This window comes from Pseudomonas sp. PDM32, from assembly GCF_019219225.1.
GTDB lineage: Bacteria > Pseudomonadota > Gammaproteobacteria > Pseudomonadales > Pseudomonadaceae > Aquipseudomonas > Aquipseudomonas laurylsulfatiphila.
Genome location: NZ_JAHUWE010000008.1, coordinates 184545 through 208315, shown reverse-complemented (window position 1 = coordinate 208315; position 23771 = coordinate 184545). Strand labels below are relative to the sequence as shown.

The following is a 23771-nucleotide window of genomic DNA, read 5'->3' as shown; positions in this document are numbered from 1 at the left end:
CGGGCGTTTTTTTTTGCGGATCGTGCGGGGGGACCGAGAGTCTTTTTATTGACTGTTACAACGCCTTCGCGAGCAAGCCCGCTCCCACAAGGAGCTTATGCTCGACGCAGATCCCCTGTGGGAGCGGGCTTGCTCGCGAAGGCGGCCACACAGTCACCGTTGCGGCGCCACCATCCGAAAGCGGATATTGATCTCGTTGGACACCATGCTGTCCGCCCACTCGCCCTCGCCTATCTTGAAGTCGTTACGCTTGAGCACCAGTTGGCCATCGAAGATGCCGATGGAACTCTCCGACCTGAGCTGCACCGGCACACTCACTTCCCGAGTGAGCCCGCGCAGGGACAGTTTGCCGGTGATGGTGTAACGGTTATTGCCGAGGGCCTTGATGGACGTCGATTCGAACGTCGCCACCGGATAAGTCGCAGTGTCGAACCACGCCGGTTTTTGCAGCTCGGTGTTGGCGTCGTCGCTGCCGGCGTCGATGCTGCTCAGGTCGATGGTCAGTGCGGCATGGGCGGCGCCCGGGTTATCGGTGTCGAAGTCGAGATTGGCCTTGAACTTGCCGAAGGTGCCGTAGGTTCTCGACCCCATCTGCTGATAGGTGAAACTCAAGGTGCTGGCCTTGGCGTTGACCTCCTTGTATTCCACGGCTTCAGCGAACAGCACCGGGCCGAACACCAACGTGCCGGCCAGAGCGATGCAACGCGCGGATCGAAGGTTCATGGCACTCTCCGGGAGGACTCCCGTCTTGAGTTGGCATGCCGCACACAAAGGCCGGCACCAGATGGACTAAAGCAAACAACCGGTGTTTATTCCACCTCAGCCGTTGAATGGCGACCACCTGCCGATGACCGTCAGCGCTACCCGCACGCCTCGCGTTGCCACGCCCGCCGCAACAGCTCGATCACCTCGGCATCCGAAGTCTGGGAAAAGTCCATGTACCAATGGCCAATCGAAGTGAACCATTCGGGCATCAGCGGGCAGACCAGTTCATCCACCTCGCGGCGCAGCGCCTCCACCGTCTCGATCGGTGCCACTGGCACCGCCACCACGATGCGCGCAGGTTCCTGCACCCGCAGCGCCTGGATCGCCGCCCGCATCGAAGCGCCGGTGGCCAGGCCGTCGTCGATCAGGATCGCGACCTGATCCTTGAGCTGCACCGCCGGCCGCGTGCCGCGGTAGACCTGCTCGCGGCGCAGCAACTCGCGGCTTTCCCGTTCGACCACGGCGTCGAATGCAGACTTGGCAATCGGATGCACCCGCAGCGCCTCTTCATTACGAATCTGGACGCCACCGCTGGCAATCGCGCCCATGGCGTATTCGGGGTGGGACGGCACGCCAAGCTTGCGCACCAGTATCAGGTCCAGGCGAACCTTCAGCGCCGTGGCCACCTCATAAGCCACCGGCACGCCGCCACGGGGCAAGGCCAGGACGATGACATCGGGGCGATTGGCGTAAGGCAGCAGCGACTCGATCAAACGCCGCCCGGCTGCCGGCCGGTCTTGCAGGATGGAATGGGACAAGGGGCTCATGTGAAAACCTCCCCAGGCGATTGCGCCTGGCTTTTTCAGTCACACCGTCCTTTTGTGGCAAGGGGCTCTGTGGCAGGGGCTTTTGTGGCGAGGGGGCTTGTCGGGTCGCCGCACCGCCCCGTTGGGCCGCGCAGCGGCCCCAAATCACATAACAAACTCAGATCTTTGTGAGCGCTTCGCACTCAAACGGGGGCAAGCCCCCTCGCCACAGGGTTCAGTGAACAGCATGCCCCACCCGACGCGTCCCGCCTACACCAACCGCTCAATCTTCTGATGCTGCCACACCAGTTTGTAATACAGCGTCTGCAGCACCAGCATCCCCAGATACGCCACCGGAAACGCCATCCACACCCCTTGCAGCCCGAACTTCGCATCCAGCACATAGGCCGCCGGCAACTGCACCCCCACCACGCAGACAATGGAAATCGCCACCGGCACCATCACCGTGCCGCTGGCCCGCATGATGCCGCCGATGATCGCCTGGAAGCCGAACACCAACAGGCTCCAGAGCATGATGTGCAACAGGTGCTGAGCCATGGTCCGCGTCGCTTCTTCCGTGAGGAACGAGGCCAGCAGCCAATGCGACAGCAAATACCCGAGCACCACCAGACCACCGGTCAGGCACAGATTGATCATCAACCCCGTGCGCAGAATCGGCCCCATGCGCTCGATGCGCCCCGCCCCAATCGCCTGCGCGCCAAGAATCGATGCGGTAATCGCAATCGACAACGCCGGGAACTGCACGTAATTGACGATCTGCGTCACCGCGCCATAGGCCGCCGTCGCCTGGGAACCGTGCTGGTTCACCAGTGCCAGAATCACCAGCTCCGACAGCGACAACACCACCATCTGCAACCCGGTGGGCAAACCGATGCGCAGCACCTTGCCGAGAATCGCCATGTCCAGCTTCATCGCCGCAAAGAACTCGCGGTCCGGCGCCAGCGGATGGCCCTTGCCAATCAAGCGCCACGCCAGCAACCCCATCGCCACCAGGTTACCCACCAACCCGGCAAACGCCGCACTCTGAATCCCCATCGGCGCAAAACCCAACCAGCCGCGAATCAACGCCGGCGTCAGCGCCAACCCGACCATGGTCGACACCACCAGCGCCAACAATGGCGACAAGGTATCGCTTACTCCACGCAGCAGTTGCGTGAACAGCACAAACACCAACAGCGACGGCATGATCCACAACATCACATGGGCATACGCCACCGCATCGTCCAGCACATCCGCCGGCGTCCCCAACCCGACCAACGCCGACCGCGCAAACACACTGCCCACCACCGCCGCCGTCAACCCGATCAACACCCCCAGCAACAAGGTTGCCCCGGCAATCGCCTTCACCAGATGCGTCTCCCGCGCGCCCCACGCCTGCCCGATCAACACCCCCGCGCCGGCACCGAGGCCGATCACCAGAGCGATGAAGAAAAACACGATGGGGAACATCCCCGACACCGCCGCCAGTGCCTGGGTGCCAAGCATCTGGCCGATGTAGATGCTGTTGACCGTGCCGGACATGGATTGCAGGAAGTTCGACAGCACCATCGGGGCGAGGAAAAACAGGTAGGTTTTCCAGAGGGGGCGTTGGGGGTTGGGGGTTTGCATGGGCGAAGATCCATCTCGACGGCAGTAGCGATGATTAAGGATAGCGTGGGTGGCTGAAACCAAGGGGCGATGACCATCTCAGGTCTGTGTCTGGATTTCCAGCGACCAGAGGTGAAAGGTCTGAAGTTTCATCCTCAAAGGTCCTACACAAAGCTCGGAATGCCTCACCTTCCCGCGCTGATCTCGTGAGGCTTATAGTCGGCGCCGTCGCCCCAGAATGGCGGCCGGGTTTGGCGACCTGAACACAGAGAATGACCAACTGACGGCCTTGAGCCCATCAAACAGAGATCATTCAAAATGAATCGATACATGCCCCTCACCGGAATCGACCTAATTCCGGCCTCCCTGCTCATCGACACCCAAGCCCCACTCGACGTCCTGCAAGCCATGGCCGATTACCGTATTCGGACAGTCACACAGGTGCTGGAAAACATCGCCTACCGATCCGAACTAGGTTGCGACACGGTGGTGCTGGAAGACTTTTCCAAGCTGCTGGTCATTCCGTTGCGCGATGGTTGTGACTTGATGGATGTGATTGGTCGGCGGCTGCGGGCACAGGCGGCGCAGTAAAAAAAACGGGTGCTCTCGCGCCCGTTTTATTGCTACTCCAGAAAGGGGTTACCCGTCAGCTTGATTCGAGGCCGCGAAAAACCAATCAGGCGAAGATACTCAATATGCCCGTAACAAAGAGAAGAGCCGCCGGGTAGCGGCTCAACCTGGGAAACCTTCGATGATTTAAACGACTGGACAAGGGAACCGGACGGCCACGAAATGATGGCTACGGTCACCGCTCTCTGGCACCTGCGTTCAGGCACTTGGTGCTGTCAATCAAAGGTATATTTGCCTTCGAGCATGAATGCCGGCTCTCTCCAGTTGGGTCCCCTCACAACTCCGGTCCCACTATATTTGATAAAACCGGCATCACACATTTTATGAACAAGGTTCAATAGCCCTATGTTGTTCTCCACATGCGCCCAGTTAGCCAGATTATAAAGGCCATCAAGCCGCGGAAGGGAGATGCCTAATTTATTTTTTGTAAGAAATAGAATTACCTCTTCAGGCTTTTCGTTAAGTACGATGGTTGCAATGACGCTCATTATTTTACCCCTCCAAGTTCCTTGTACTCTCGCTCACTTTGCTTTCGATGCGCTTCTATAGCATCAGGTGTATAGAGCAGTTCAAAAGCATCCTTGACTTTGTAGTCCTCCAGCGTTGCTGCGTGAGTATTGTTCCAAATAACACCGTCGTCATTCGGGTCTACACCGTCAACCACGCCTAATACTCTGAAACGTTCCAGCTCTCTGAGTTCATGAGTATAGAAGCGTTTGTCTACACCTGTAGTTACCAATTCACCCAGCAGAATTTTTTCCAAGCGCTCAATCATGATGGCATTGGCGTCCGAGGGCCCAAAGCGTCCCGTATGCAATTTGACCAGGTCAATACCCGCTTGGGTCACGGTAGCACTTGTCCAATCGAGATCGAGTATTGGGCCTCCGGCTTTGGCGGGATTGAAAAATCGGCCGCTGTATTTCCCCTTTGTGGTTGCTCCTTTATAAGGACTATTAAAAACAACGTATACTGGCGGCAGGCCGCTTTCAATCGGAAAACAGTAAATACAATCCCTGAAATCGGGTAATTCGGACGCAGGTAAGGTTTCAGGCTGTACAAGCAATGGCGACAGCGTCACTCCAGTGTACGTCGGTACTTGCGCAGGTCGGGCGGGCGAAGTTGTCGAATTGCTTCCCAAGTGAATAATGGGAAAACTGAGGATATTGGGCGGCGTATCGTTTGACGTGAAACTGTAGCTGCTGGTCGTTGGATCGAACACCAATGCTCGCACTGGCACTTTTGCCGAGACACTCCCTCCAGCCGGGGTTGCAACAAGTGAGTATTGGTTAAGGTCGCCAACAATCCGATAAGGAAGGTCAATGGTTCCTTCGGCAGCGGCGATTTCACTCAGGTTTGGCGGCAGCTTTGGCAAAAAAGTGCTACCGGGTAGTGTGAGTACTGTTTGAGGAAAGCGTTCGCCGTTAGCAAGAGCAGGTGAATAGAGCAAGGCCCCTATCCCAACAGCAGTGGCCGGACTGATAAGTGCTTCCCCCAACCCTGCCAACAACTTAATGCCTTTATGGATCACTGCCTCGAAGGGCCAACCTTCGGCGAAATGGATGGCAATGGCACCCGCCACAGTTCCCGCCTCTATGTCATTACCAATGTGTAGCCTGTAGGTATAAGCGACTTCACCCCTTGCCAAGGCGCGATGGATTTCAGCGTCTGCAGTTGCGGAAGCGTCCTCCAAAATGCGAACGGCCTCGATTAGAATTCGTTTAACGTAGGCGGCAGTTAGTGATAACAGGAATTCCTCATAAAAACTTAGTCGTACTTCATCATCATCTTTTTCTGACTCCACATCACCTGCAAAATTCTCGGCAATTGTTTCTCTGCCTAGTGACAATGCGTCCACGCCAATATGTAATATTGCATCACCCCAACTCCCGTGCATTTCGACCCTTTGCAAAAGCTCAACGATGACCACTTTCTTTTTTAAGGCAGCTTCCAACGCATTTAACTCTTGGGACTCAATGGCTGCGACTATGCATTTCTCTAGATAACCTCGAATATTCGGGGTTCCACCCGAAAAAACATCCTTTATCTGATCGTACACCGAAAGCAACATCTCCACTAATTGTTGGTATTCGTTTCGGGTATTTTTGACGCTCTCAATACTATACGGCGTAGTAACCGCCGGGACAGTCTTATCCCAAAACAAAATACTATCGAAGCTTGAAGGAAAAACTTGGGCTTCTGTAGCTAGAACCTGTCGAGACTCAGGCATTATCAAAGGCGAGTAATGTGTAATTGGTTCCTGCATATAGCGCTCCATGCAATAATATTAATTCCACAACAAACAGCATAAAAGTTATGCCAAAATAACTTATAAGCTTCAACGATTAAATATTAACCACATACGTCACGCGCGAAAAATCACATCAACCCCAAACAACCTCTGCGGCTTCCGGCGCACCCCTTACAGCAAAAGCACCAATTCAATCTTCCATATATATGAGAGCCACCAAAACAAAAAGACCGATTTATTTTTACGATGTTTTTCAAACAATGGCGAATGTCGTGTTCGGACGGTTACACAGGTGTTGGAGAGCATCGCCTACCGATCCGAGATCGGTTTCGACACGATGCGTTGTAGGTTTTTTTTCAAACTACTGGTCATTCCATTGCGCGATGGTTGTGACTTGATGGATGTGATTGGTCGGCGGTTACGGGCGCAGGTGGCGCGGTAAATGAAAACGGGCGCAGAAGGCGCCCGTTTTTGTCCAGCGAGAAAAGTGGCTTGATAGACGACGCTAGCCTTTGCCTCCGCTAACGCTGCCACTTCCACTTCCACTTCCACTTCCACTGCTACTCCCACTGCCACTGCTAGTTCCCTGGTCATTGTTGACCTTGACCTGTGGCCCGACGCCATCTCCCGTACGGAAGGTCGGTAACGCCACCGAGTCCACGAATTTCACGCCGTCCCAGCTGGGCAATGGCGTGGGCATCAACTGGATCTGGCCCGGGTGCTCAGAGTCCCAGCGCAGCAGCATCGAGGTGTCCTCATGCTGTGTGTTGTGGCAGTGCTCCATGTAGGTACCGGCAAACTCACGGATGCGTATGGCCATTTCAACATTGTCGCCGCTGTCCGGATCGGGGCCTATGCGATAGATATCCTTGCGCGCCCCTTTTTCCCATTCCGGTGGAGTTTTGCCACCTCGAGTGAGAATGACCCCTTCCTCGAAATGCACATGCACCGGGTGATCCCAGCCATTGCCGCCGTTCTGGACCTTCCAGACTTCCAGCGTGCCCTCCCCCTTGAACCCTGCCGGTGTCGGCCCGGTAGCCAGTTGTGGCGCGGCCGAGATCCGGCGCGGGTCCATGTTGAAGCCTGGGCCGCCATCGGTCTTGATCGTCCAGGGCGCAAAGTCGGTGCCGTCGGAGCGGCCGAAGATAAAGGTGCGGTGCCGCGCCTGGGCGAGCCGGGCGATATCGGCAGGGTCGTCGCGGTGCAAGGGCAGCGGGATCATGAACCTGCCCTCGGGCTTGCCAGGCTTGGCGGGCTCGAAGTCGACCGGATTCATGCTGACATCCTGGCCGGTGTAAGGCTTGACGTTGACTTGCATGAACACGCCCACGCCCGGGTCACCGTTGATCCACTGTGGCCCGTGGCTGGTTTGCCTGACCACAGGCAGGTACCTCTCGGAGAGTACATCCGCCAATGGAATGTCACGATTGGGACGCTTGCCGTTTTCATGCTCCTCGATGTTGACGAAGAAAATCCTGTCGCCCGGCTTGATGCCGTTTTTCGCGAAATCGACGACGATGTCATAGCGTTCGGCAATGCCCATCATCGGCAAAATGGCATTGTTGTCTTGTCTGTCACCGTCACCATCGAGGTCCAGGCTGCCATCGAACGGCACCGCGTGTTCCATGATATTGCCGTCGTTGGCAATCATGTGGAACGGCACCCGGTTATAGGAAACCCCGGAGTTTTTCGGGCCGGGAAACTCGCCACCATTACCATTGACCTGACGCACCAGCGCCAGCTTGAAGTAGCGGGAAACCGAGCCATTGAGAATGCGCAGACGGTAGCGCCGGGCACGCACGTCCAGGAAGGGCTTGTACTCCCAGTTGGTCAGCACCTGGTCACCGAGAAAACCGTCGGTGTTGAAGGGGTTGAACCACAACTGGCCGGCCTGGTCCCAGGCCTTGTCGGCGATCGTCAGGTTGATGTCATAGTCGCGGTTACCCCAGCCCAGCGCCGAACCGCTGGGCAAGCGCAGGTTGACCCCGTCGTCGACCGTCTCGTTGCCACGGTCCACGGCGCTGTAGTAGTTCATCATCGTCGCGTTGCCCTTGTAGACATTCTGCGCGGTGAAATCGAGCATGTGGTCGTGGAACCAGTGGCTGCTCATGGTTTCGCGCCAGTCGCCACGGATCTTGATGGAGCCGTGGTCGCAGGTCTTGAAGCCGGGGGTGGCGTCGTTGACGAAAAGCTGTTCTCCGGGATCGCACGGGAACGCCGCACGCGGATCCTGAGCGCTGGTGTTGATGCTGTCGTAACCGGCCAACTGGATCGGCCAGCGATAGTCGTAGTACTGCCCCGGGAAGAAGAACGCGTTGGTAAAACCGTCGCTTTCCGCAGGTGAGTGGCCGTTATGTTCATGGGTGGTGATGGTGTGCAAGCCAAAGCCCCGGTTGGCCGACGGGTCAATGGGCAAGGCATCGTAATGACGCATCAGCATCGCTTGGCCATAGCGCACTAGAAGCAGTTTGGGCGGAAAGGTGCCGTCGAACGTCCACAACGCATTGTGGTCCTGCACAGGCATGTTGGGGTGAAACTGCACTTGAATGCCCTTGGTCGTGCCCTCGTTGGCCGGGTTGCCGTTGGTGTTGTGATAGAGCCCGCCCGGTGCGAATTCCCCCACGGCGTAGTTATGCCGTTGCATACGGTCACGCAAGCCGCTGTTGACGTGCGCGCCGGCTTGCACCGTCTTGAAGGCGTCGCGCGGGAAAAACTCATTGAAACGCTGGTGCGACCAGCCTTTTCCCGGCGGCCGGCCTTCTGCGGGCGAATCGACCCGGCGATTGAGGAAAAGCTCGATCTGCGCCTTCCAGGGGTTGCGGTCCAGCACATTGGAAAACTCTGTCGGGAAAGGCGTCAATGCCGGCTGCCTGAGAAAGGCATCCAGCGCAGCCGGCGACGGGCCGCTGCGCGCCACCTTCAAGGGATCTTGCGCCGGTGCGGGGCCCACCGTCGGGACCGGAAACGGAACGGGTGACGGTGGGTCGGCCGCGTTCAGTTTGTTCGAGCCGAACTCCTCGAAAAGCTCGAGCTTCTGCGTGAACGGCTGAGCCCCGAACACAGGGCTGGCATTTCCGTTGGTGGGGATGTTGAAGCTGGTTTGCAGATTGGGTGGCAGCACATTGTCGGCCAAGGGGGTCGTGCGGTTACCGACCACGCCATTGGGCAGGTCGAAGGCGCCTACATTTGCGCGAGGCAGCTTGAGCAAGTCCCTCAAGGCAGCATTGGGGTCGGCGGGCTGATTGGTGAACGCCGACGGGTCGGTGGGAGGCGGTGCATCGGTGTTGTCGAGGGGGGCTGCCTGGGTCTGGGAAAAGCCCAGCCCCAGCATGATCGCGGCAGCAGAGATACTCAGCGCCAGTCTGGTTTTGGACAATGCACCAGGATTCAACCTTGCGGTATCCAGTTTCATCGCAAACACCTCTGACGGGTTTTTCGGAGCGCGTGGCATTACAGGAGCAACGAGCCAATGCGCCTGGCCCGGCTGGCGAAACGCTTGATTTCGAGCCGGGATGGTAACGACGCAACTTCCCTGCCAAAAATGACAGGAGGTGACCAATGGCTCTAGGCCATACCCCCGTTGTCTTCTGGCGTGTGGCAGGCGTATGAGAAGCCAGGATGAAAGCCCCGATGACGGGGAATTTCCCCCGATACAGGGTGCGATTGTGTGGGGTATTCGGGCCAGGAAAAATCGCCACTTTCTGAATGTATCGAGCGGTTGAGTCCGCAGCCGATCACTGCTTGTGACGAGTGACTGCATAGACCGATATCGGCCTCGTCAAAGGCTCCAGCGCGTCCCTGCATGCGCCCCTATCCCCGCCAATTCGGCATTCCTTGCCTCTAAATCTGACATTGTTCCCCTCTGCCCCGCCAGCCCATCCAAGAATGATGGCAAACGGCTACACTCCTCAGGATTTCTCAACTACACCTCGACCATGGCGGCATCGATTTACCTCATGGTTCAAGCGATAACAGGCTTGTCTTCCGGTATCAGTCCAACCCCAGCTTCTTCCCGGTTCGATTACATGGAGTCAGCGTACATGCCCTTCCCCCCTCGCTTCCTCGACCACTACCGCAAAGCCGACCGCATCATGCTGGGCCTGATCTGGCTGATGTTCGCTTTCGCGGTGGGCCTGGCGTTCTGGCACGACACCTTCAAGCAGGCGCTGCTGGTGGGTGGCGGTACCAGCCTGTTGTTGACGCTGTTGTATCGCGCCATCGGCGGCTCGCGGTTGATGCGTTGTTTGCTCGGCACAGGCTTGATGGTGATGGCGGCGTTGCACATCAATCAGGCCGAGGGGGTCATTGAGTCGCACTTCGGGATTTTTGCGTTGTTGGCGGTGCTCACGTTTTATCGCGACTGGCTGCCGATTCTGGTGGCGGCGGTGACGATTGCGCTGCATCACGTGGTGTTCCATGTGCTGCAGCACCAGGGTTTTCCGGTGTATGTGATGGCGCATCACGGTGGCTGGACGATGGTGTTCGTTCACGCCTTTTATGTGGTGATGGAGACGGTCGCGTTGCTCTATCTGGCGGTGCACAGCCAGGCGGATGCGGTAGAGAGCCAGGACATGCTGGACAAGATGCTCGCCGCGACTTCGCAGCTGACAACCGATCCCGGCAAGGGTGACAAGGCACGGGCGCATGTGTCGCTGGCGCAGCGCTTCGATCAGTTCCTGATGCAGATCACCGCGTTGGTGGACGGGGTGGTGCGTGACTCCAACGGTTTGGGTCAGTTGGGCCAGGAGTTGGCCAAGGCCAGCAACACGCTGGAGAAAGGCGCCAAACATCAGCTGACGGAAATCGCGCAGATGACAGGGTCGATGCAGCGCATGGGCGATGCGATGGAGCACATCGTGGTGCAGGTCGAGCATGCCGTTGAGCATGCCGGCCAGGCCAGTGTGCAGATCACCCGCGGACAGGAAAGCGTGAACCGCGCGCGGCAGGAAATCACCCAGCTGGCTTCGCGCCTGGAAGGCACCAACCAGACCGTGCAGGTGCTGGCCGGGCAGGCACAGCAGATCGGTACGGTGCTGGAAGTGATCAGCAGCATTGCCGAGCAGACCAACTTGCTGGCCCTCAACGCGGCGATTGAAGCGGCGCGTGCCGGCGAGCAAGGCCGCGGCTTTGCGGTGGTGGCCGATGAAGTGCGCAGCCTGGCGCAGCGCACGGCGGTGTCGACCAAGGAAATCAGGACGATTATCGAGGCCCTGCAGCAAGGCAGCCGCAAAGCCGTGGAGGCCATGCAGGACAGCCGTGAAGGCGTGGAGCGCTGCGTCGAGGACAGTCAGTTGGCGGCGGCGATGTTGCAGGCCATCGGCAGCGACATCTCACAGATCGATGAACTCAATGGGCGAATTTTCACGACGACCCGCGAACAATCCACGGCGAGCGTCGAGATTGTCGGGCGCTTGCAGTCGGTGCAGAGCATCGCGCAGAACACGGCGGATGATGTGCAGATGCTGGCGTCGAGCAGTCGGCGCTTGCCGCCTATTGCGACTCGGCTGGATGCGTTGGGGCGCACGTTTCATCAGTGATGGAGCCGTGGGTGCCCAATTTGTACTCGATAGCGATCGGCACTTCCGAATTCTGGAGTTTTTCAAATAAGTTTGTGAAATAAAATGTGAAGACAGATCAATTAATAACCCTCACATTTCCACACAAAACCCAACAAAATAAGGCTTATTAAACGATTACCCATGTGAAATAAAATGTGAAGATAACTCTGACGAAACGAACTGCCATGTCCTTAATCACATCAAAATCCTGGCTGGACCCGGTTCTTCCAGAATTACTGCCTCCATCGATCATTGATCTTGCCGATGCATTGCTCAGAAAGACCCAGTTTCTAGCCGGGCGACTACCGCCTGAAACCGCCGCACGACTCGGCCGTCTCCTGCAAATCACCAATACGTACTACTCGAACCTGATCGAGGGGCAATACACCGAGCCTGCCGATATGCAGAAAGCACAAACGGCGCCGGTCAAAGATCGCAAGCGGCTCAAAAGCCTGGCGGTTGAACAAATGGCGGTGCAAGCCTTGTTTGAGCGGACGTTGCGCCAGCGAGGCCCCTTTACCTGGGGCGACATGTTCGCACCCGAGTTCGTGAGCGCTGCGCATAACCGGCTTTTTCGCGGCGCCAGTGACGCAGAACGTACATTGTCAGATGGCTCAATCATGCAGCCCGGCATACTTCGGTCGGTCACGGGGCAAACCGTGATCGTCGGCAATCATGATGCGCCGGACGCTTCAGTTGTCGAGGCGATGCTGCGACACCTTCAGTCAGGGTTTGGCCGGCAGACGGACCCTCGCCGCCAGCTGATTTCTTCGCTTGCCTACCACCATCGGCTCGCCTGGGTTCACCCCTTTACCGACGGGAATGGTCGGGTTGCGCGCCTGATCACTCATTTGCAGTTGGTACATCTGGGGCTGGAGCCAACCCTCTGGTCACTGTCACGCGGCCTTGCTCGACGGCATCAGGATTACTACAGCGCCCTGACCATGGCCGACCGCGCACGAGAAGGTGATTTGGACGGACGGGGTCAATTGTCCCAGCGACGTTATTTCGAATTCATTGAGTTCATGCTGCAGGTTTGTCACGACCAGGTCGACTACATGATTGCCGCAGTGGACCCATCCCGCCTGCGTGAGCGTGTCATACGCGCATTTCGCTACAACGAGAAACTTCTACAGCAAGGTATCCGTCCGGAAAGTGCACCCGCGATCATCGCGCTAATCACCCAGGGCAGCTTGCCGCGCAATGAAATCAAGACGTTCACCGGCCTGACGCCGCGCCCGGCAATCGACGAGTTATCCAGGCTTGTAAAAGTCGGCCTGGTAGAAAGTCGAACACCGAAATCCAGAATCGTGACCCCCGGCCTGCCCGCCTGGTTTGCCCAGGATGTCTTTCCAGACTTGCATCGACGTTTTCAGTAGCGCCTCAGCAAGATAGCGGCCCTGATGCAGAGGCACGCCAAGGCCACCTGTCGCACGAACATTGCTCTACAGACTCATTAAATCTACATTTGAATCTATAGATGCAAAAAAGGACACGAACATGGCCGTCCCCGCCCAAGCCCAATCCTTCACAAAAAACCAATGCGTCACCGGCCTGCGCGCCGCCGTGAGCATTCTGGAAAAGTGGCAGGCCAGCACTGACCAGGCCTGTCGCATCCTGCGCATTTCCCGCAGCACCTACACCCGCGCCCGTCAGCGTGACCCGGACTGGGCTGTGGCACTGGATGCGGACCAGATGCAGCGCATCAGCTTTGTGCTGAACATTCACGCCACGCTACGCCTGGTGTTCGACAACCCGGACAACGTGTACGGCTTTGCCTCGATGGCCAACGACAACGAGTTTTTCAATGGCCGCAGCCCGTTGGAGATCATGGCCCAGGGCGACATGATTGCGCTGTATGAAACCTTCCGCCGCATCGACATGTTGCGGGGTGCGCAATGGTGATGGCGAGTGAGCTGGCGGTGTTTGCCGGTCAGTCGTTGCAGGCTTATCGCTTGGTCAATTCGAAGTTTCCGCCGATTGCGTTGTTTGATGACGTCGCGGATGCGGATGAGTTTGAGGTGCTGTTCGAGATTCAGGCGTTGACCAATCCGCGGTTGAAGAATGAAGTGGGTCAGCTGGAGTTGATTGCGCGCAAAGAGATCCCGTTCGGGATTGCCGGGTGCTCTTACGCCATTGCGCCGTTTACCCATGTCAATCCGGCGGGGTCGCGCTTCAGTGACGGCAGTTTCGGGGTGTTGTACCTGGCGGACTCGATGGAAACGGCGCTGGCCGAAGTGCGGCATCACCAGGCGCTGTATTGGTCGAAGGTGCCGAGCCTGAACTATGAGCGGTTTGTGTTTCGCGGGTTGGCCTGTGCCTTTGGCGATGGCGGGATGAAGGACGCCACCGCCCTGCCACTGATCGATCCGGTGTATGCGTCGGACGATTACAGCCGTTCCCGCGTGCTGGGGCGGGCGGTGCGGGACGCCGGCTGTCCCGGTTTGCGTTATCGCTCGGTGCGAATGCCAGGCAGTCATTGCTGGGCGTTGATGACGCCGAGGCCAGTCTCGTCGATTGTGCAGACGGCGCATTACGAGATGGTGTGGAATGGGCAGATCACCAGCGTCAGCCAGATCAGCGAAGCCTGATTGCCTTGCGATGACCCTGTGGCGAGGGGGCTTGCCCCCGTTGGACCGCGCAGCGGGCCTGAGATCAACGACGGTGTTTTTCCTGACAGAACGCATTTTCCTCTCTTGCGACCGCTTCGCGGCCGAACGGGGGCAAGCCCCCTCGCCACAAAAAGCGGTGCTTGTATGTGCGGTGTTCGATCCATTGACTGCATCGATAGTCACCATCAGTTCAATGAAGTTCTCTTAAAAAATCCCCGGCGTAACATCTGCTCCATACCAACCCATCAGCACCCCGGAGCACACCATCATGAAACGCCAGACCCTCCTCAGCATCGCTTTCTCGGTTTTCGCAGTTAACGCTTTCGCCGCAACTTCTGCCCAACCTGTGGTCGCTGAAGGCGGCTCGGATCGTCTGATTGAAAGCCGTGTGGCTGAAGGTGGTTCCGATCGCTTGATTGAGAATCGTGTGGCCGAAGGCGGTTCGGATCGCCTGCTGGAAAAACGTGTTGCCGAAGGCGGTTCCGACAAACTGCTGCAAAACCGCGTCGCTGAAGGCGGTTCCGACAAACTCCTGCAAAACCGCGTCGCTGAAGGCGGTTCCGACAAACTGCTGCAGAACCGCGTTGCCGAAGGCGGTTCCGACAAACTGCTGCAGAACCGCGTCGCTGAAGGCGGTTCCGACAAACTGCTGCAGAACCGCGTCGCTGAAGGCGGTTCGGATCGTCTGATCGAAAGCCGCGCTGTCTGAATGCAGTGCTTTACCGCAGGACTCAACGATAAGCCCGGCCTCAACCGCCGGGCTTTTTCGTGCAGGTGATCAATTCGTCCGTTGTTCATGCGCTTTCGCATAGCGCGCCAGGCCAATCTTGATACCCACCAGGATGGGCGCGGCAAAGACGAACAGCAGGGCCACGGCGAAGAACGCCGTGTCGAAGGCAATCACGGTGGCCTGACCCGACACCGCCTTGCCCAGCAGACTGGTGGCTGCCCGGCCGGCGGTCACCGGGTCCATGCCCTTCCCCGCCAGCATCGCGGTTGTGGTCGTCAGCCGCTCGATGAGCGCGTGCCCACCCGGAGTGACGTAGGTGCCGAGGACCGCGCCGTTGGTGACGGCATGATGCTCGATCAGGGTCTGCAACCCGGCGACGCCCATCAGGCCACCCAGCTGGCGCCCTGTGTTGAACAGGCCTATGCCGCTGGCCAGGTTGCGGCTGTTGAGGTGGGTGAAGGCGATCAGTGTGATCGACAGAAACAGGAAGCCCAGGCCCAGGCCGCGCAGCAGGATGGCCGCCATCATGTCGTCGCTGCCACTTTCGCTGGTGGAGCCGGACAGCATCCACATCGCCGCCATGATCAACAAGATGCCCAAGGGCACGGTCGCCACCGGCGGCACGCGGCGGACCTGGAACAACCAGGCGGCGATGAGCAGCGAACCGACAAAAAAACCGCCGCTGGGCAATAGAAGCAGGCCGGCATCGGTCGGTGTGAAGGCGAGTACCGACAGGGCGAACGCCGGGATCAGGTAGGCGCTGCCGAACAGCGCGGCACCGGCGACGAAACTGACGATAAAGGCAAAGGTGAAATCGCTCGATTTGAACAGGCTGCAGTCAAGCAGACCCTGGCCGTCGGCCAGGACCTGTTGGCCGAGAAAGCCCAGCAGCGCGGCGGCACCGAGCACCGTCAGTACCAGGATGCGCGGTTCCTCGAACCAGTCCCAGCGGCTGCCCTGGCTGAGCACGTAGGTGAAACAGAACAGGGCCGCACAGAGCAACGAGAATCCGAGCCAGTCAAACGAAAGTTGCCGGCCCCTGGCGGGCACTGGGTGGTCGGCGATGAGCAAGAGCCCGCTCGCGGCCAAAGCCAGCGGCACCACACTGAAGAAAATCCAGGTCCAGGACTGGCTGTCGATCAACCACCCTTGCAGGGCCGGTGCGAGGGTCGCGGACGCGACCACGGCCGCCATGGCGAACAGGGCTTGCAGGATCGGCTGAAGGGCGCGCGGATAACCGCGAAAGATCATCGCCTGGCCCGCCACCAGCAAAGCGCCGCCGGCGAAGCCTTGCAGGATGCGCAATGCGATCAGCAGCTCCAGCCAGGCGCTGACGGCAGCCACGCAGCACGCCAGGCCCATGACCAGGGTGGCGCCGATGAGCACGTTGCGTGGAGAAAACCGCTGCATCAGCCAAGGGGCAAGCATGAACCCGATCAGCTTGAGGGCGATGTAGCCGACATCCAGCCAGGCGAACTCGTCAGGTGTGGCATAGGTGTCGCCGATGATGTCGCTGCGTCCAAGGGCGAGCACGGTGCTGGCGATCGCTTCGGTCAACGCGGCCAGGACGATGCCCGCGATCAGCAGCACGCCGGTCGTCGGCCTGACGCGACTCATGAGCCGGCCCCTTGTGCAACCTCTACCCGCGCGGACAGCCCCGGCACGATGCGCCCCGGCAGCGGATTGTCAGCCAGACGGATCTTCACCGGAACGCGCTGTACGACACGCACGAAGTTCCCGGTAGCGTTGTCGGGCGGCAGCAGGCTGAACGCCGAGCCACTGCCCGGTGCAAAACTGTCGACCACGCCAGCCAGTGCCGCATCGGGATAGCCATCGACCGTGACGCGCACGGGCTGACCAGGGCGAATCTGTTCGAGCTGGGTTTCCTTGAAATTGGCCACGACCCACACATCGTTGACCGGCACGATATCGAGCAAGGCGACACCCGGCGTGACGAAGCGGCCGAGGCGAACCTGACGATTGCCGACCACGCCATCCACAGGCGCATGCACCACGGTGTGATCGAGATCGATCCGAGCGAGATCACGGGCCGCTTCAGCCTGGGCCACCGCTGCCACGGCCGCCTCTCTTTGCGCGACAAACACACTGATGCGTTGCTGTTGGGCCTCGACCGTTGCCGAAGCGGCCGATACCGACGCCACGGCTCTGGATTGTGCCGTGCCGGTTTCATCGACCAGTGCCTGACTCACGGCATTGCTGACGATCAGTTTGCGGCTGCGGTCGTGGGTCTTGGCCGCCAGGCTCATGTCGGCGGTGGCCGAGCGCCTTTGCGCTTCAGCCTGCCTGATCAGCGCATGCTGAAGCCGGATCTGCGCGTCGACATGGGTCAGGTTCGCCCGGGCGGCGCTGACATTGGCCTCGGCTTGTGCGAGTCTGGCGCGATAGTCGCGGTCATCGATACGAAACAGCACATCACCCGCGCGCACGGTCTGATTGTCCTCGACCTCTAGCGCCGTGACATAGCCGGCGACCTTGGCGGCCAGCGAGGTGACGTCGCCGCGGACATAGGCGTTGTCGGTCGAGGTCACGCCACGGGTAAACGCCATGGCGCCCCAAACCGCCACGACCATCACGGCCGCGACACACAGCAACAGGCCGATGGTCTTGCGCTGGCTGCGCCGCACCACGACCACCGGCGTTGCGGTGGCAATGGCGGCCTTGTCCTGGAGCGAGTTCATTTTTTCATATCCTGTTCAGTGCCAAGAGCCAGGCAGCCACGGGGCGGCAGGGTCTGCCGCCCGGCTGTCGAGCCTTGATGAGCGGGTTGATCGGCTCACTGTTTGATCGGGGTGACGAGCACCTTTTCCTCGGTGTCGAGGACGAACACCGCCAACAGGCGTGCCGGTTGGGTGTCACTGGCGTTGGCGCTGACCAGGTGCACGGAACCCGGCTCCTCTACGAAGTTTTCGCCGACCTTGTAGATCTTTTCCGGCTGGCCTTTGACCTGGATGCGAAACGAGCCTTCCAGCACCGTCGCATAGATGAAGGCCGTTTTCGGATGGGTGTGGGCCGGCGACGCGGCACCCGGCCCATACTCGACGACCACCCCCCTCATACTCTTGCCGGGGATGTTGGGAATGGGACGGTCGAACACCACCGTGACCTTGCCGGGAGGCGGCTCGGCGGCCGAGGCGGCGCTGATCGAGAGCGCTGCGAAGACAGCAGCCATTAGCAATCGGGTAACCATGGGATTTCTCCTGGATGGGTAGGGAAATGTAAGGGTGCGATGCGTTACTGCGCTGTCGACCGGGCCAGCCAGTCGTCGAAGCGAATCGCCCCCAGGCGTGCGTTCTTGCCGGTGACCAGCGATTGATCGTCGAGCACGGCGCCGAAGTAACGGGCATGCACATCCGGCACGACCTTGCGGCTGTCCTGGGTGGCTCGCAGATAGCGCCTGGCCAGGTCGTCGATCGGCATGGTTTCCGGGCCGCCCACTTCAACCGTGCCATTGAGCGGTGCTGCCAGCACGACATCGGCCAGCGCCGCTACCACGTCGTCGGACGCTATCGGCTGGATCAGCGCCGGCGACGCATGAATCTCATCGCCAACGGCGAACGACTGGACAATGCCGCCGGCAAACTCAGAGAACTGCGTGGCACGCACAATGCTGTAGGGAATGCTGGACGCCTTGATAAGGGCCTCCTGCGCGACCTTGGCCCGGAAATAACCGGTATCGGGAAGCCGTTCGCTGCCGACAATCGACAGGGCCACGTGATGACGAACCCCGGCAGCCGCTTCGGCGGCCAGCAGGTTACGGCTGGAGGTCTGGAAGAAATCGAGAACGGCCTGGTCCTCCCACGACGGCGCGTTCGCCACGTCGACCACCACGTCAGCACCATCCATCGCTGCGGCCAGGCCTTCGCGGGTGATGCTGTTCACGCCCGTGCTGGGGCTGGCGGCGAGCGCATCATGGCCGTGCTCGCGAAGGGTGTTCACAAGTTTCGATCCGATGAGGCCGGAGCCTCCGATGACGACGATCTTCATGACTGTTCTCCACTTGTCGACTGCAACCATTGCGTCGGTGTAGAGAGATTGCCTGCACGCGCCAGGCAAGTCCTTGGGTTTACCTTGGAGAGCGCTTGGATTTTTGTCCAAGGCCACTGACGGTCGTCCAGCCTTCCTTGCCGCCGACGGTGCAGCGGCTGTCGAGCTGCCGTATCATCCTTCCCAGTTACCAATCAGCCGCCTGGGACACGGAGTTGAGGGCGCTTCGCCAGGGGATGCCCGACTTGCCATTCAGTTTTGAAGACTACGTACTCGATCAGGAACGCCGGGAGCTGACCCTGCGCGGGCAAGTCGTGGCCGTCGGACCGCAGGTCTTCGACCTGTTGCTGCTGTTCGTCAACAATCCCGACCGCGTCGTCAGCAAGGACGAACTGCTCAAGGCAGTGTGGGGCGACCGGATCGTTTCGGAATCAACCATCACCAGCCACATCAATGCCGTGCGCAAGGCCATCGGCGATACCGGTGAGGAGCAGCGCCTGGTGCGCACCGTCGCCCGCAAAGGCTACCGCTTCGTTGGCCGGATCAACGGCGACTCGACCGGGCAAGCACGACAGCCCGAGAGCGATGAACGCCCGACCGCCGCCCCCAAGCCAACCCCCTCCCCTGCGCTGGCCCTGCCGGAAAAACCCTCGATCACCGTCCTGCCCTTCCAGAACCTGAGCGGCGATCCGGAGCAGGAATACTTCGCCGACGGTGTCGTGGAGGACATCATCGCCGCCCTGTCGCGCCTTCGCTGGCTGTTCGTCATTGCGCGCAATTCGAGCTTCACCTACAAGGGCCAGACGGTGGACGCCCGGGGCGTTGGCCAAGCGCTGGGCGTGCGCTACGTGCTCGAAGGCAGCGTGCGCAAGAGCGGGAACAAGCTGCGTATTACCGGGCAACTGATCGATGCGACAAGCGGTACGCACCTCTGGGCCGAGCGCTTCGAAGGCTTGCTGGACGATATCTTCGAGCTGCAGGACCAAATCACCGAAAGCGTCGTCGGCGCGATCGCGCCGCAACTGGAGCGGGCAGAGATCGAACGCGCCAAGCGCAAGCCGACGGATAGCCTGGACGCCTACGACTACTACCTGCGGGGCATGGCCAAACTGCACAGCGGCGGCCGGGAAGCCATCGAGCAGGCGCTGCCGATGTTCTACCAGGCCATCGAGCTCGATGGGGAATTTGCCTCGGCCTATGGCATGGCCGCCTGGTGCCACTTCTGGCGCAAGCTCAATGGCTGGATGAGCGATCGGCCTGCAGAAATTGCCGAGGGCATACGGCTGGCGCGGCAGGCGGTGACCCTCGGCCGCGATGATGCCGTCGCATTGACCCGGGGCGGACATGCGCTGGCCCACCTCGCCGGCGAAGTCGACGGCGGCATTGCACTGCTCGACCGGGCGCGCCTGCTCAACCCCAACCTCGCCCCCGCCTGGTTTCTGGGCGGCATCCTGCGGGCGCTGCGCGGTGAAACGGACGCGGCCATCGAGCATTTGAACCATGCCGTTCGCTTGAGCCCGCTGGACCCGGAAATGTTCAGGATGCAGGTCGGCATGGCGCTCGCGCATTTCTTCGCCGGGCACTTCGATGCCGCTGCGGCCTGGGCGGACAAGGCACTGGGCAACCTGCCCAGCCTGCTGGTCGCCGCGGCACTGGTGGCGGCCAGCCACGCGCTCGGTGGTCGAATGGACAAAGCGAATCTGGCGATGCAACGCCTGCTAGCGCTGGATCCTTCTTTGCGCCTGTGCGCCCTCAAGGACTGGCTGCCCATTCAACGGCCTGAGGATTTCGCCCGTTTCGTCGAGGGATTGCGCCTGGCGGGATTGCCGGAGTAAACGCGCCCCACCTTGACCTGTAGGAGCGAGCCTGCTCGCGATGGTCGTCAACGATGACGCGGGTTACCTGATTAAACGCGGTGTCCTCAAGTCCATCGCGAGCAAGCTCGCTCCTACAATAGTTGCACATTGCTACGGTAGTCTAAGCTTTGAGCAACTCGTTGCTCATGATGCTCGGTTCTGCAGGTTTTGGGTGTTTCTGGAGAGCGTCTGCAACAGCGATCTCAGACTGGCCAAAACCTTTCACGCAGGATTGCCGTGATGACCGAGCCCCTCCTCAGCTTTGATGCACTCAAACGCGCCGCTGCCGCCGGCGAAATCGACACCGTGCTGGTCTGCATGGTCGACATGCAGGGACGCCTGGTCGGCAAGCGCTTCCAGGTCGAGTTTTTCATCGACAGCGGCCACGAAGAAACCCATTGCTGCAACTACCTGTTGGCCGACGACATCGACATGGAGCCGGTGCCGGGTTACGCCGCGGCCAGTTGGAGCAAGGGCTACGGCGATTTTGTGCTCAAGCCCGACATGTCCACCCTGCGCCGCGTACCCTGGCTTGAGTGCACGGCACTGGTGCTGTGCGACGTGCTCGATCATCACCATCGCCAGGACCTGCCCCACAGCCCGCGGGCGATTCTGAAAAAGCAGGTCGAGCGCCTGCGCGAGCGCGGCTATACCGGCATGTTTGCCTCGGAGCTCGAGTTCTATCTGTTCGATGAGAGCTACGAGGCGATCCACAAGCGCAACTATCACAAACCGAAAACCGCCGGCCATTACATCGAAGACTACAACATCCTCCAGACCACCCGCGAAGAGCCGGTGCTGCGGGCGATTCGCAAGCATTTGCAGGCCTCGGGCATTCCCGTGGAAAACTCCAAGGGCGAATGGGGCCCGGGCCAGGAAGAGATCAACATCCGCTACGCCGATGCCATGACCATGGCCGACCACCACGTCATCATCAAGCACGCCTGCAAAGAGATCGCGCAGTTGCAGGGCAAGGCGATCACCTTCATGGCCAAGTGGCGCTACGACGCTGCCGGTTCCAGTAGTCACATCCATAATTCGCTGTGGGACAAGAATGCCAAGAAGCCGCTGTTCTTCGACGCGAAATCCGAGTTCGGCATGTCGAAACTGATGCGTGCCTGGGTCGCCGGGCAGCTCAAGTACGCCAACGACATCACCTGCTTTCTCGCGCCCTATATCAACTCCTACAAGCGCTTCCAGGCCGGCACCTTTGCGCCGACGCGGGCGGTGTGGAGCCGCGACAATCGCACCGCCGGCTTTCGCTTGTGTGCCGAAGGCAGCAAGTCCATCCGCATCGAATGCCGCATCGGCGGCGCCGACCTCAACCCCTATCTGGCCTTCGCCGCGTTGATCGCGGCGGGCCTGGCCGGTATCGACGAAAAGCTCGATCTCGTGCCGCCATTCGAAGGGGATGCCTACCAGGACGAGCATTTGCCGGAGGTGTCCAAGACCCTGCGCGATGCGAGCGCCGCCCTCAAGGCCTCCGGCATGTTGCGCGAGGCGTTCGGCGATGAGGTGGTCGACCATTACGTGCACACCGCCGAGTGGGAACAGAAAGAGTACGACCGGCGAATCACCGACTGGGAACTGCAGCGCGGCTTTGAGCGCTATTGAGAACATCATGACTTCGAAGGTGCAATTGATCTCCCCGGTCGATGGCCGGGTGTACGTCGAACGAGAGATGGCCGATGCGGCGCAGGTCGAGCAGGCGCTGACCGCCGCTGCCAGCGCACAGGCGGCATGGCAACGCCGCTCACTGAGCGAACGCGCAGCATTGTGCAGCGCCGCAGTGGACGCGATGTTGTCGATGCAGGCGGACATCGTGCCGGAACTGGCCTGGCAGATGGGTCGCCCGGTGCGCTATGGCGCCGGCGAACTGCGCGGTTTTGCCGAACGCGCCCGACACATGATCGCCATCGCGCCGCAAGCGCTGGCCGCTGTAGAGCCGGAGCCTGTGGCGGGTTTTCGACGCTACATCAAGCGCGAGCCGCTGGGCACGGTGCTGGTGGTCGCGCCGTGGAACTACCCCTATTTGACGGCGGTGAACACGATCATCCCGGCGTTGATGGCCGGCAACAGCGTGATCCTCAAGCATGCATCGCAAACCCTGCTGGTGGGCGAACGTTTCGCCGAGGCCATGCGCCGCGCCAACCTGCCGGATGGCCTGTTCCACAACCTACTGCTCGATCATCGGCAGACCGCCGCGATCATTGATTCGGGCCGGGTACAGCAGGTCAATTTCACCGGTTCAGTCGATGCCGGCAAGGCCATGGAAAGCGCCGCCACGGGACGCTTCATCGGCGTGGGCCTGGAGCTCGGCGGCAAGGATCCGGCCTACGTGCGGGCTGACGCCAACCTCGAGCATGCGGTGGAAAACCTGGTGGACGGCAGTTTCTTCAATTCCGGGCAGAGTTGCTGCGCCGTGGAACGCATCTACGTCGACCAGAAAATCTTCCCGGTGTTTGTCGAGCGCTTCGCCGAACTGACCCGCCAGTACTTGCTGGGCAACCCGCTGGACGAAGCCACCACCCTCGGTCCGATGGTGACACCGGGCGCCGCATTTTTCGTTCGTGGCCAGATCGCCGAAGCGTTGGCCCAGGGCGCGACGGCGCTGATCGATCCGCAGGCCTTCAGCGCCGACGTGCCGGGCAGCGCCTACCTCGCACCGCAGGTCCTGGTCGATGTCAGCCATCAAATGTCGGTCATGCGCGACGAAAGCTTTGGTCCGGTGGTCGGCATCATGCCGGTGGCCAGCGATGACGAGGCCATTGCCTTGATGAACGACAGTGAGTTCGGGCTCAGCGCGTCCATCTGGACCCGGGACCTCGCAGCGGCCGAACGCCTGGGCAACCAGATCGCCACCGGCACGCTGCTCATGAACCGCTGCGATTACCTGGACCCGGCGCTGGCCTGGACCGGCGTGAAGAACAGCGGGCGCGGCGTCACCCTGTCGCTACTGGGCTACGAGCACCTGACCCGAGCCAAATCCTTTCATCTGCGTCACGAGGTGTAG

19 protein-coding genes and 1 pseudogene are annotated in these 23771 nt (G+C 60.0%); 10 read left to right on the top strand and 10 right to left on the bottom strand.

Features of this window, described 5'->3' with window-relative positions; genetic code table 11:
- Positions 1-153: 153 nt before the first annotated feature.
- The 3 genes from KW846_RS17050 to KW846_RS17040 all read right to left on the bottom strand — a co-directional run bounded on the left by KW846_RS17050 (position 154) and on the right by KW846_RS17040 (position 3140).
- Positions 154-723, bottom strand: a complete 570-nt coding sequence (locus KW846_RS17050) for a YceI family protein (protein WP_218480406.1) — start codon at positions 721-723, stop codon at positions 154-156.
- 137 nt (positions 724-860) lie between these two features.
- A complete protein-coding gene (locus KW846_RS17045) occupies positions 861-1532 on the bottom strand; it encodes a phosphoribosyltransferase (RefSeq protein WP_218483635.1) in 672 nt (223 codons plus the stop codon).
- 249 nt (positions 1533-1781) lie between these two features.
- Positions 1782-3140 carry an MATE family efflux transporter gene (locus KW846_RS17040; protein ID WP_218483632.1) on the bottom strand — a complete coding sequence of 453 codons (1359 nt, stop codon included), beginning with the start codon at positions 3138-3140 and terminating at the stop codon, positions 1782-1784.
- Positions 3141-3437: 297 nt separating this feature from the next.
- Between KW846_RS17040 and KW846_RS17035 the strand changes: the two genes are divergently transcribed.
- Positions 3438-3710, top strand: coding sequence for a hypothetical protein (locus KW846_RS17035; RefSeq protein ID WP_218483629.1), 273 nt, complete (start codon positions 3438-3440; stop codon positions 3708-3710).
- Between the two features lie 254 nt (positions 3711-3964).
- On the opposite strand, the gene KW846_RS17030 is transcribed toward KW846_RS17035, so the two are convergent.
- Both KW846_RS17030 and KW846_RS17025 read right to left on the bottom strand, forming a co-directional pair.
- Positions 3965-4237, bottom strand: a complete 273-nt coding sequence (locus KW846_RS17030) for a hypothetical protein (protein WP_218483627.1) — start codon at positions 4235-4237, stop codon at positions 3965-3967.
- The gene (locus KW846_RS17025; protein ID WP_218483625.1) at positions 4237-6012 is read right to left on the bottom strand and encodes an S-type pyocin domain-containing protein; all 1776 of its coding nucleotides are present in this window, start codon (positions 6010-6012) and stop codon (positions 4237-4239) included. The genes KW846_RS17030 and KW846_RS17025 overlap by 1 nt, the downstream gene beginning before the upstream one ends.
- A 191-nt stretch (positions 6013-6203) precedes the next feature.
- Between KW846_RS17025 and KW846_RS30035 the strand changes: the two are divergent.
- Positions 6204-6439: pseudogene (locus tag KW846_RS30035) on the top strand (hypothetical protein).
- Between the two features lie 63 nt (positions 6440-6502).
- Here KW846_RS30035 and KW846_RS17020 read toward each other — a convergent pair.
- Positions 6503-9409 (bottom strand): multicopper oxidase domain-containing protein, encoded by a 2907-nt coding sequence (locus KW846_RS17020; protein WP_218483623.1) that lies wholly within the window; start codon positions 9407-9409, stop codon positions 6503-6505.
- 628 nt (positions 9410-10037) lie between these two features.
- Between KW846_RS17020 and KW846_RS17015 the strand changes: the two genes are divergently transcribed.
- The 5 genes from KW846_RS17015 to KW846_RS16995 all read left to right on the top strand — a co-directional run bounded on the left by KW846_RS17015 (position 10038) and on the right by KW846_RS16995 (position 14876).
- Positions 10038-11534 (top strand): methyl-accepting chemotaxis protein, encoded by a 1497-nt coding sequence (locus tag KW846_RS17015; RefSeq protein WP_218483622.1) that lies wholly within the window; start codon positions 10038-10040, stop codon positions 11532-11534.
- A 206-nt stretch (positions 11535-11740) separates the two neighbouring features.
- Entirely contained in the window at positions 11741-12934 is a 1194-nt protein-coding gene (locus KW846_RS17010; protein ID WP_218483620.1) for a Fic family protein, read from the top strand.
- Positions 12935-13055: 121 nt separating this feature from the next.
- Positions 13056-13460, top strand: a complete 405-nt coding sequence (locus tag KW846_RS17005; RefSeq protein WP_218483618.1) for an antitoxin Xre-like helix-turn-helix domain-containing protein — start codon at positions 13056-13058, stop codon at positions 13458-13460.
- A complete protein-coding gene (locus tag KW846_RS17000; protein WP_218483616.1) occupies positions 13454-14146 on the top strand; it encodes an RES family NAD+ phosphorylase in 693 nt (230 codons plus the stop codon). Before KW846_RS17005 ends, KW846_RS17000 begins: the two co-directional genes overlap by 7 nt.
- A gap of 289 nt (positions 14147-14435) precedes the next feature.
- Positions 14436-14876: a phage infection protein gene (locus tag KW846_RS16995; RefSeq protein WP_218483615.1), complete on the top strand. Its 441-nt coding sequence runs from the start codon at positions 14436-14438 to the stop codon at positions 14874-14876.
- Between the two features lie 69 nt (positions 14877-14945).
- Here KW846_RS16995 and KW846_RS16990 read toward each other — a convergent pair whose 3' ends face one another.
- From KW846_RS16990 to KW846_RS16975, 4 genes are all read right to left on the bottom strand, one after another.
- Complete coding sequence (locus tag KW846_RS16990) at positions 14946-16514, bottom strand: DHA2 family efflux MFS transporter permease subunit (protein WP_218483613.1); 1569 nt, start codon at positions 16512-16514, stop codon at positions 14946-14948.
- On the bottom strand, positions 16511-17596 hold the full coding sequence (locus tag KW846_RS16985) for an HlyD family secretion protein (RefSeq protein WP_218483611.1): 1086 nt from the start codon (positions 17594-17596) through the stop codon (positions 16511-16513). The genes KW846_RS16990 and KW846_RS16985 overlap by 4 nt, the downstream gene beginning before the upstream one ends.
- 95 nt (positions 17597-17691) lie before the next feature.
- Positions 17692-18105, bottom strand: a complete 414-nt coding sequence (locus KW846_RS16980; protein ID WP_007979246.1) for a cupin domain-containing protein — start codon at positions 18103-18105, stop codon at positions 17692-17694.
- A 44-nt stretch (positions 18106-18149) separates the two neighbouring features.
- Positions 18150-18902 carry an SDR family oxidoreductase gene (locus KW846_RS16975; protein WP_218483610.1) on the bottom strand — a complete coding sequence of 251 codons (753 nt, stop codon included), beginning with the start codon at positions 18900-18902 and terminating at the stop codon, positions 18150-18152.
- A gap of 245 nt (positions 18903-19147) precedes the next feature.
- On the opposite strand from KW846_RS16975, the gene KW846_RS16970 reads away from it, so the two are divergent.
- The 3 genes from KW846_RS16970 (at position 19148) to KW846_RS16960 (ending at position 23771) form a co-directional block, all read left to right on the top strand.
- The gene (locus KW846_RS16970) at positions 19148-20737 is read left to right on the top strand and encodes a winged helix-turn-helix domain-containing tetratricopeptide repeat protein (RefSeq protein WP_218483608.1); all 1590 of its coding nucleotides are present in this window, start codon (positions 19148-19150) and stop codon (positions 20735-20737) included.
- A gap of 261 nt (positions 20738-20998) precedes the next feature.
- Positions 20999-22372 carry a glutamine synthetase family protein gene (locus KW846_RS16965; RefSeq protein WP_218483606.1) on the top strand — a complete coding sequence of 458 codons (1374 nt, stop codon included), beginning with the start codon at positions 20999-21001 and terminating at the stop codon, positions 22370-22372.
- A 7-nt stretch (positions 22373-22379) separates the two neighbouring features.
- Positions 22380-23771: an aldehyde dehydrogenase family protein gene (locus KW846_RS16960; RefSeq protein ID WP_218483604.1), complete on the top strand. Its 1392-nt coding sequence runs from the start codon at positions 22380-22382 to the stop codon at positions 23769-23771.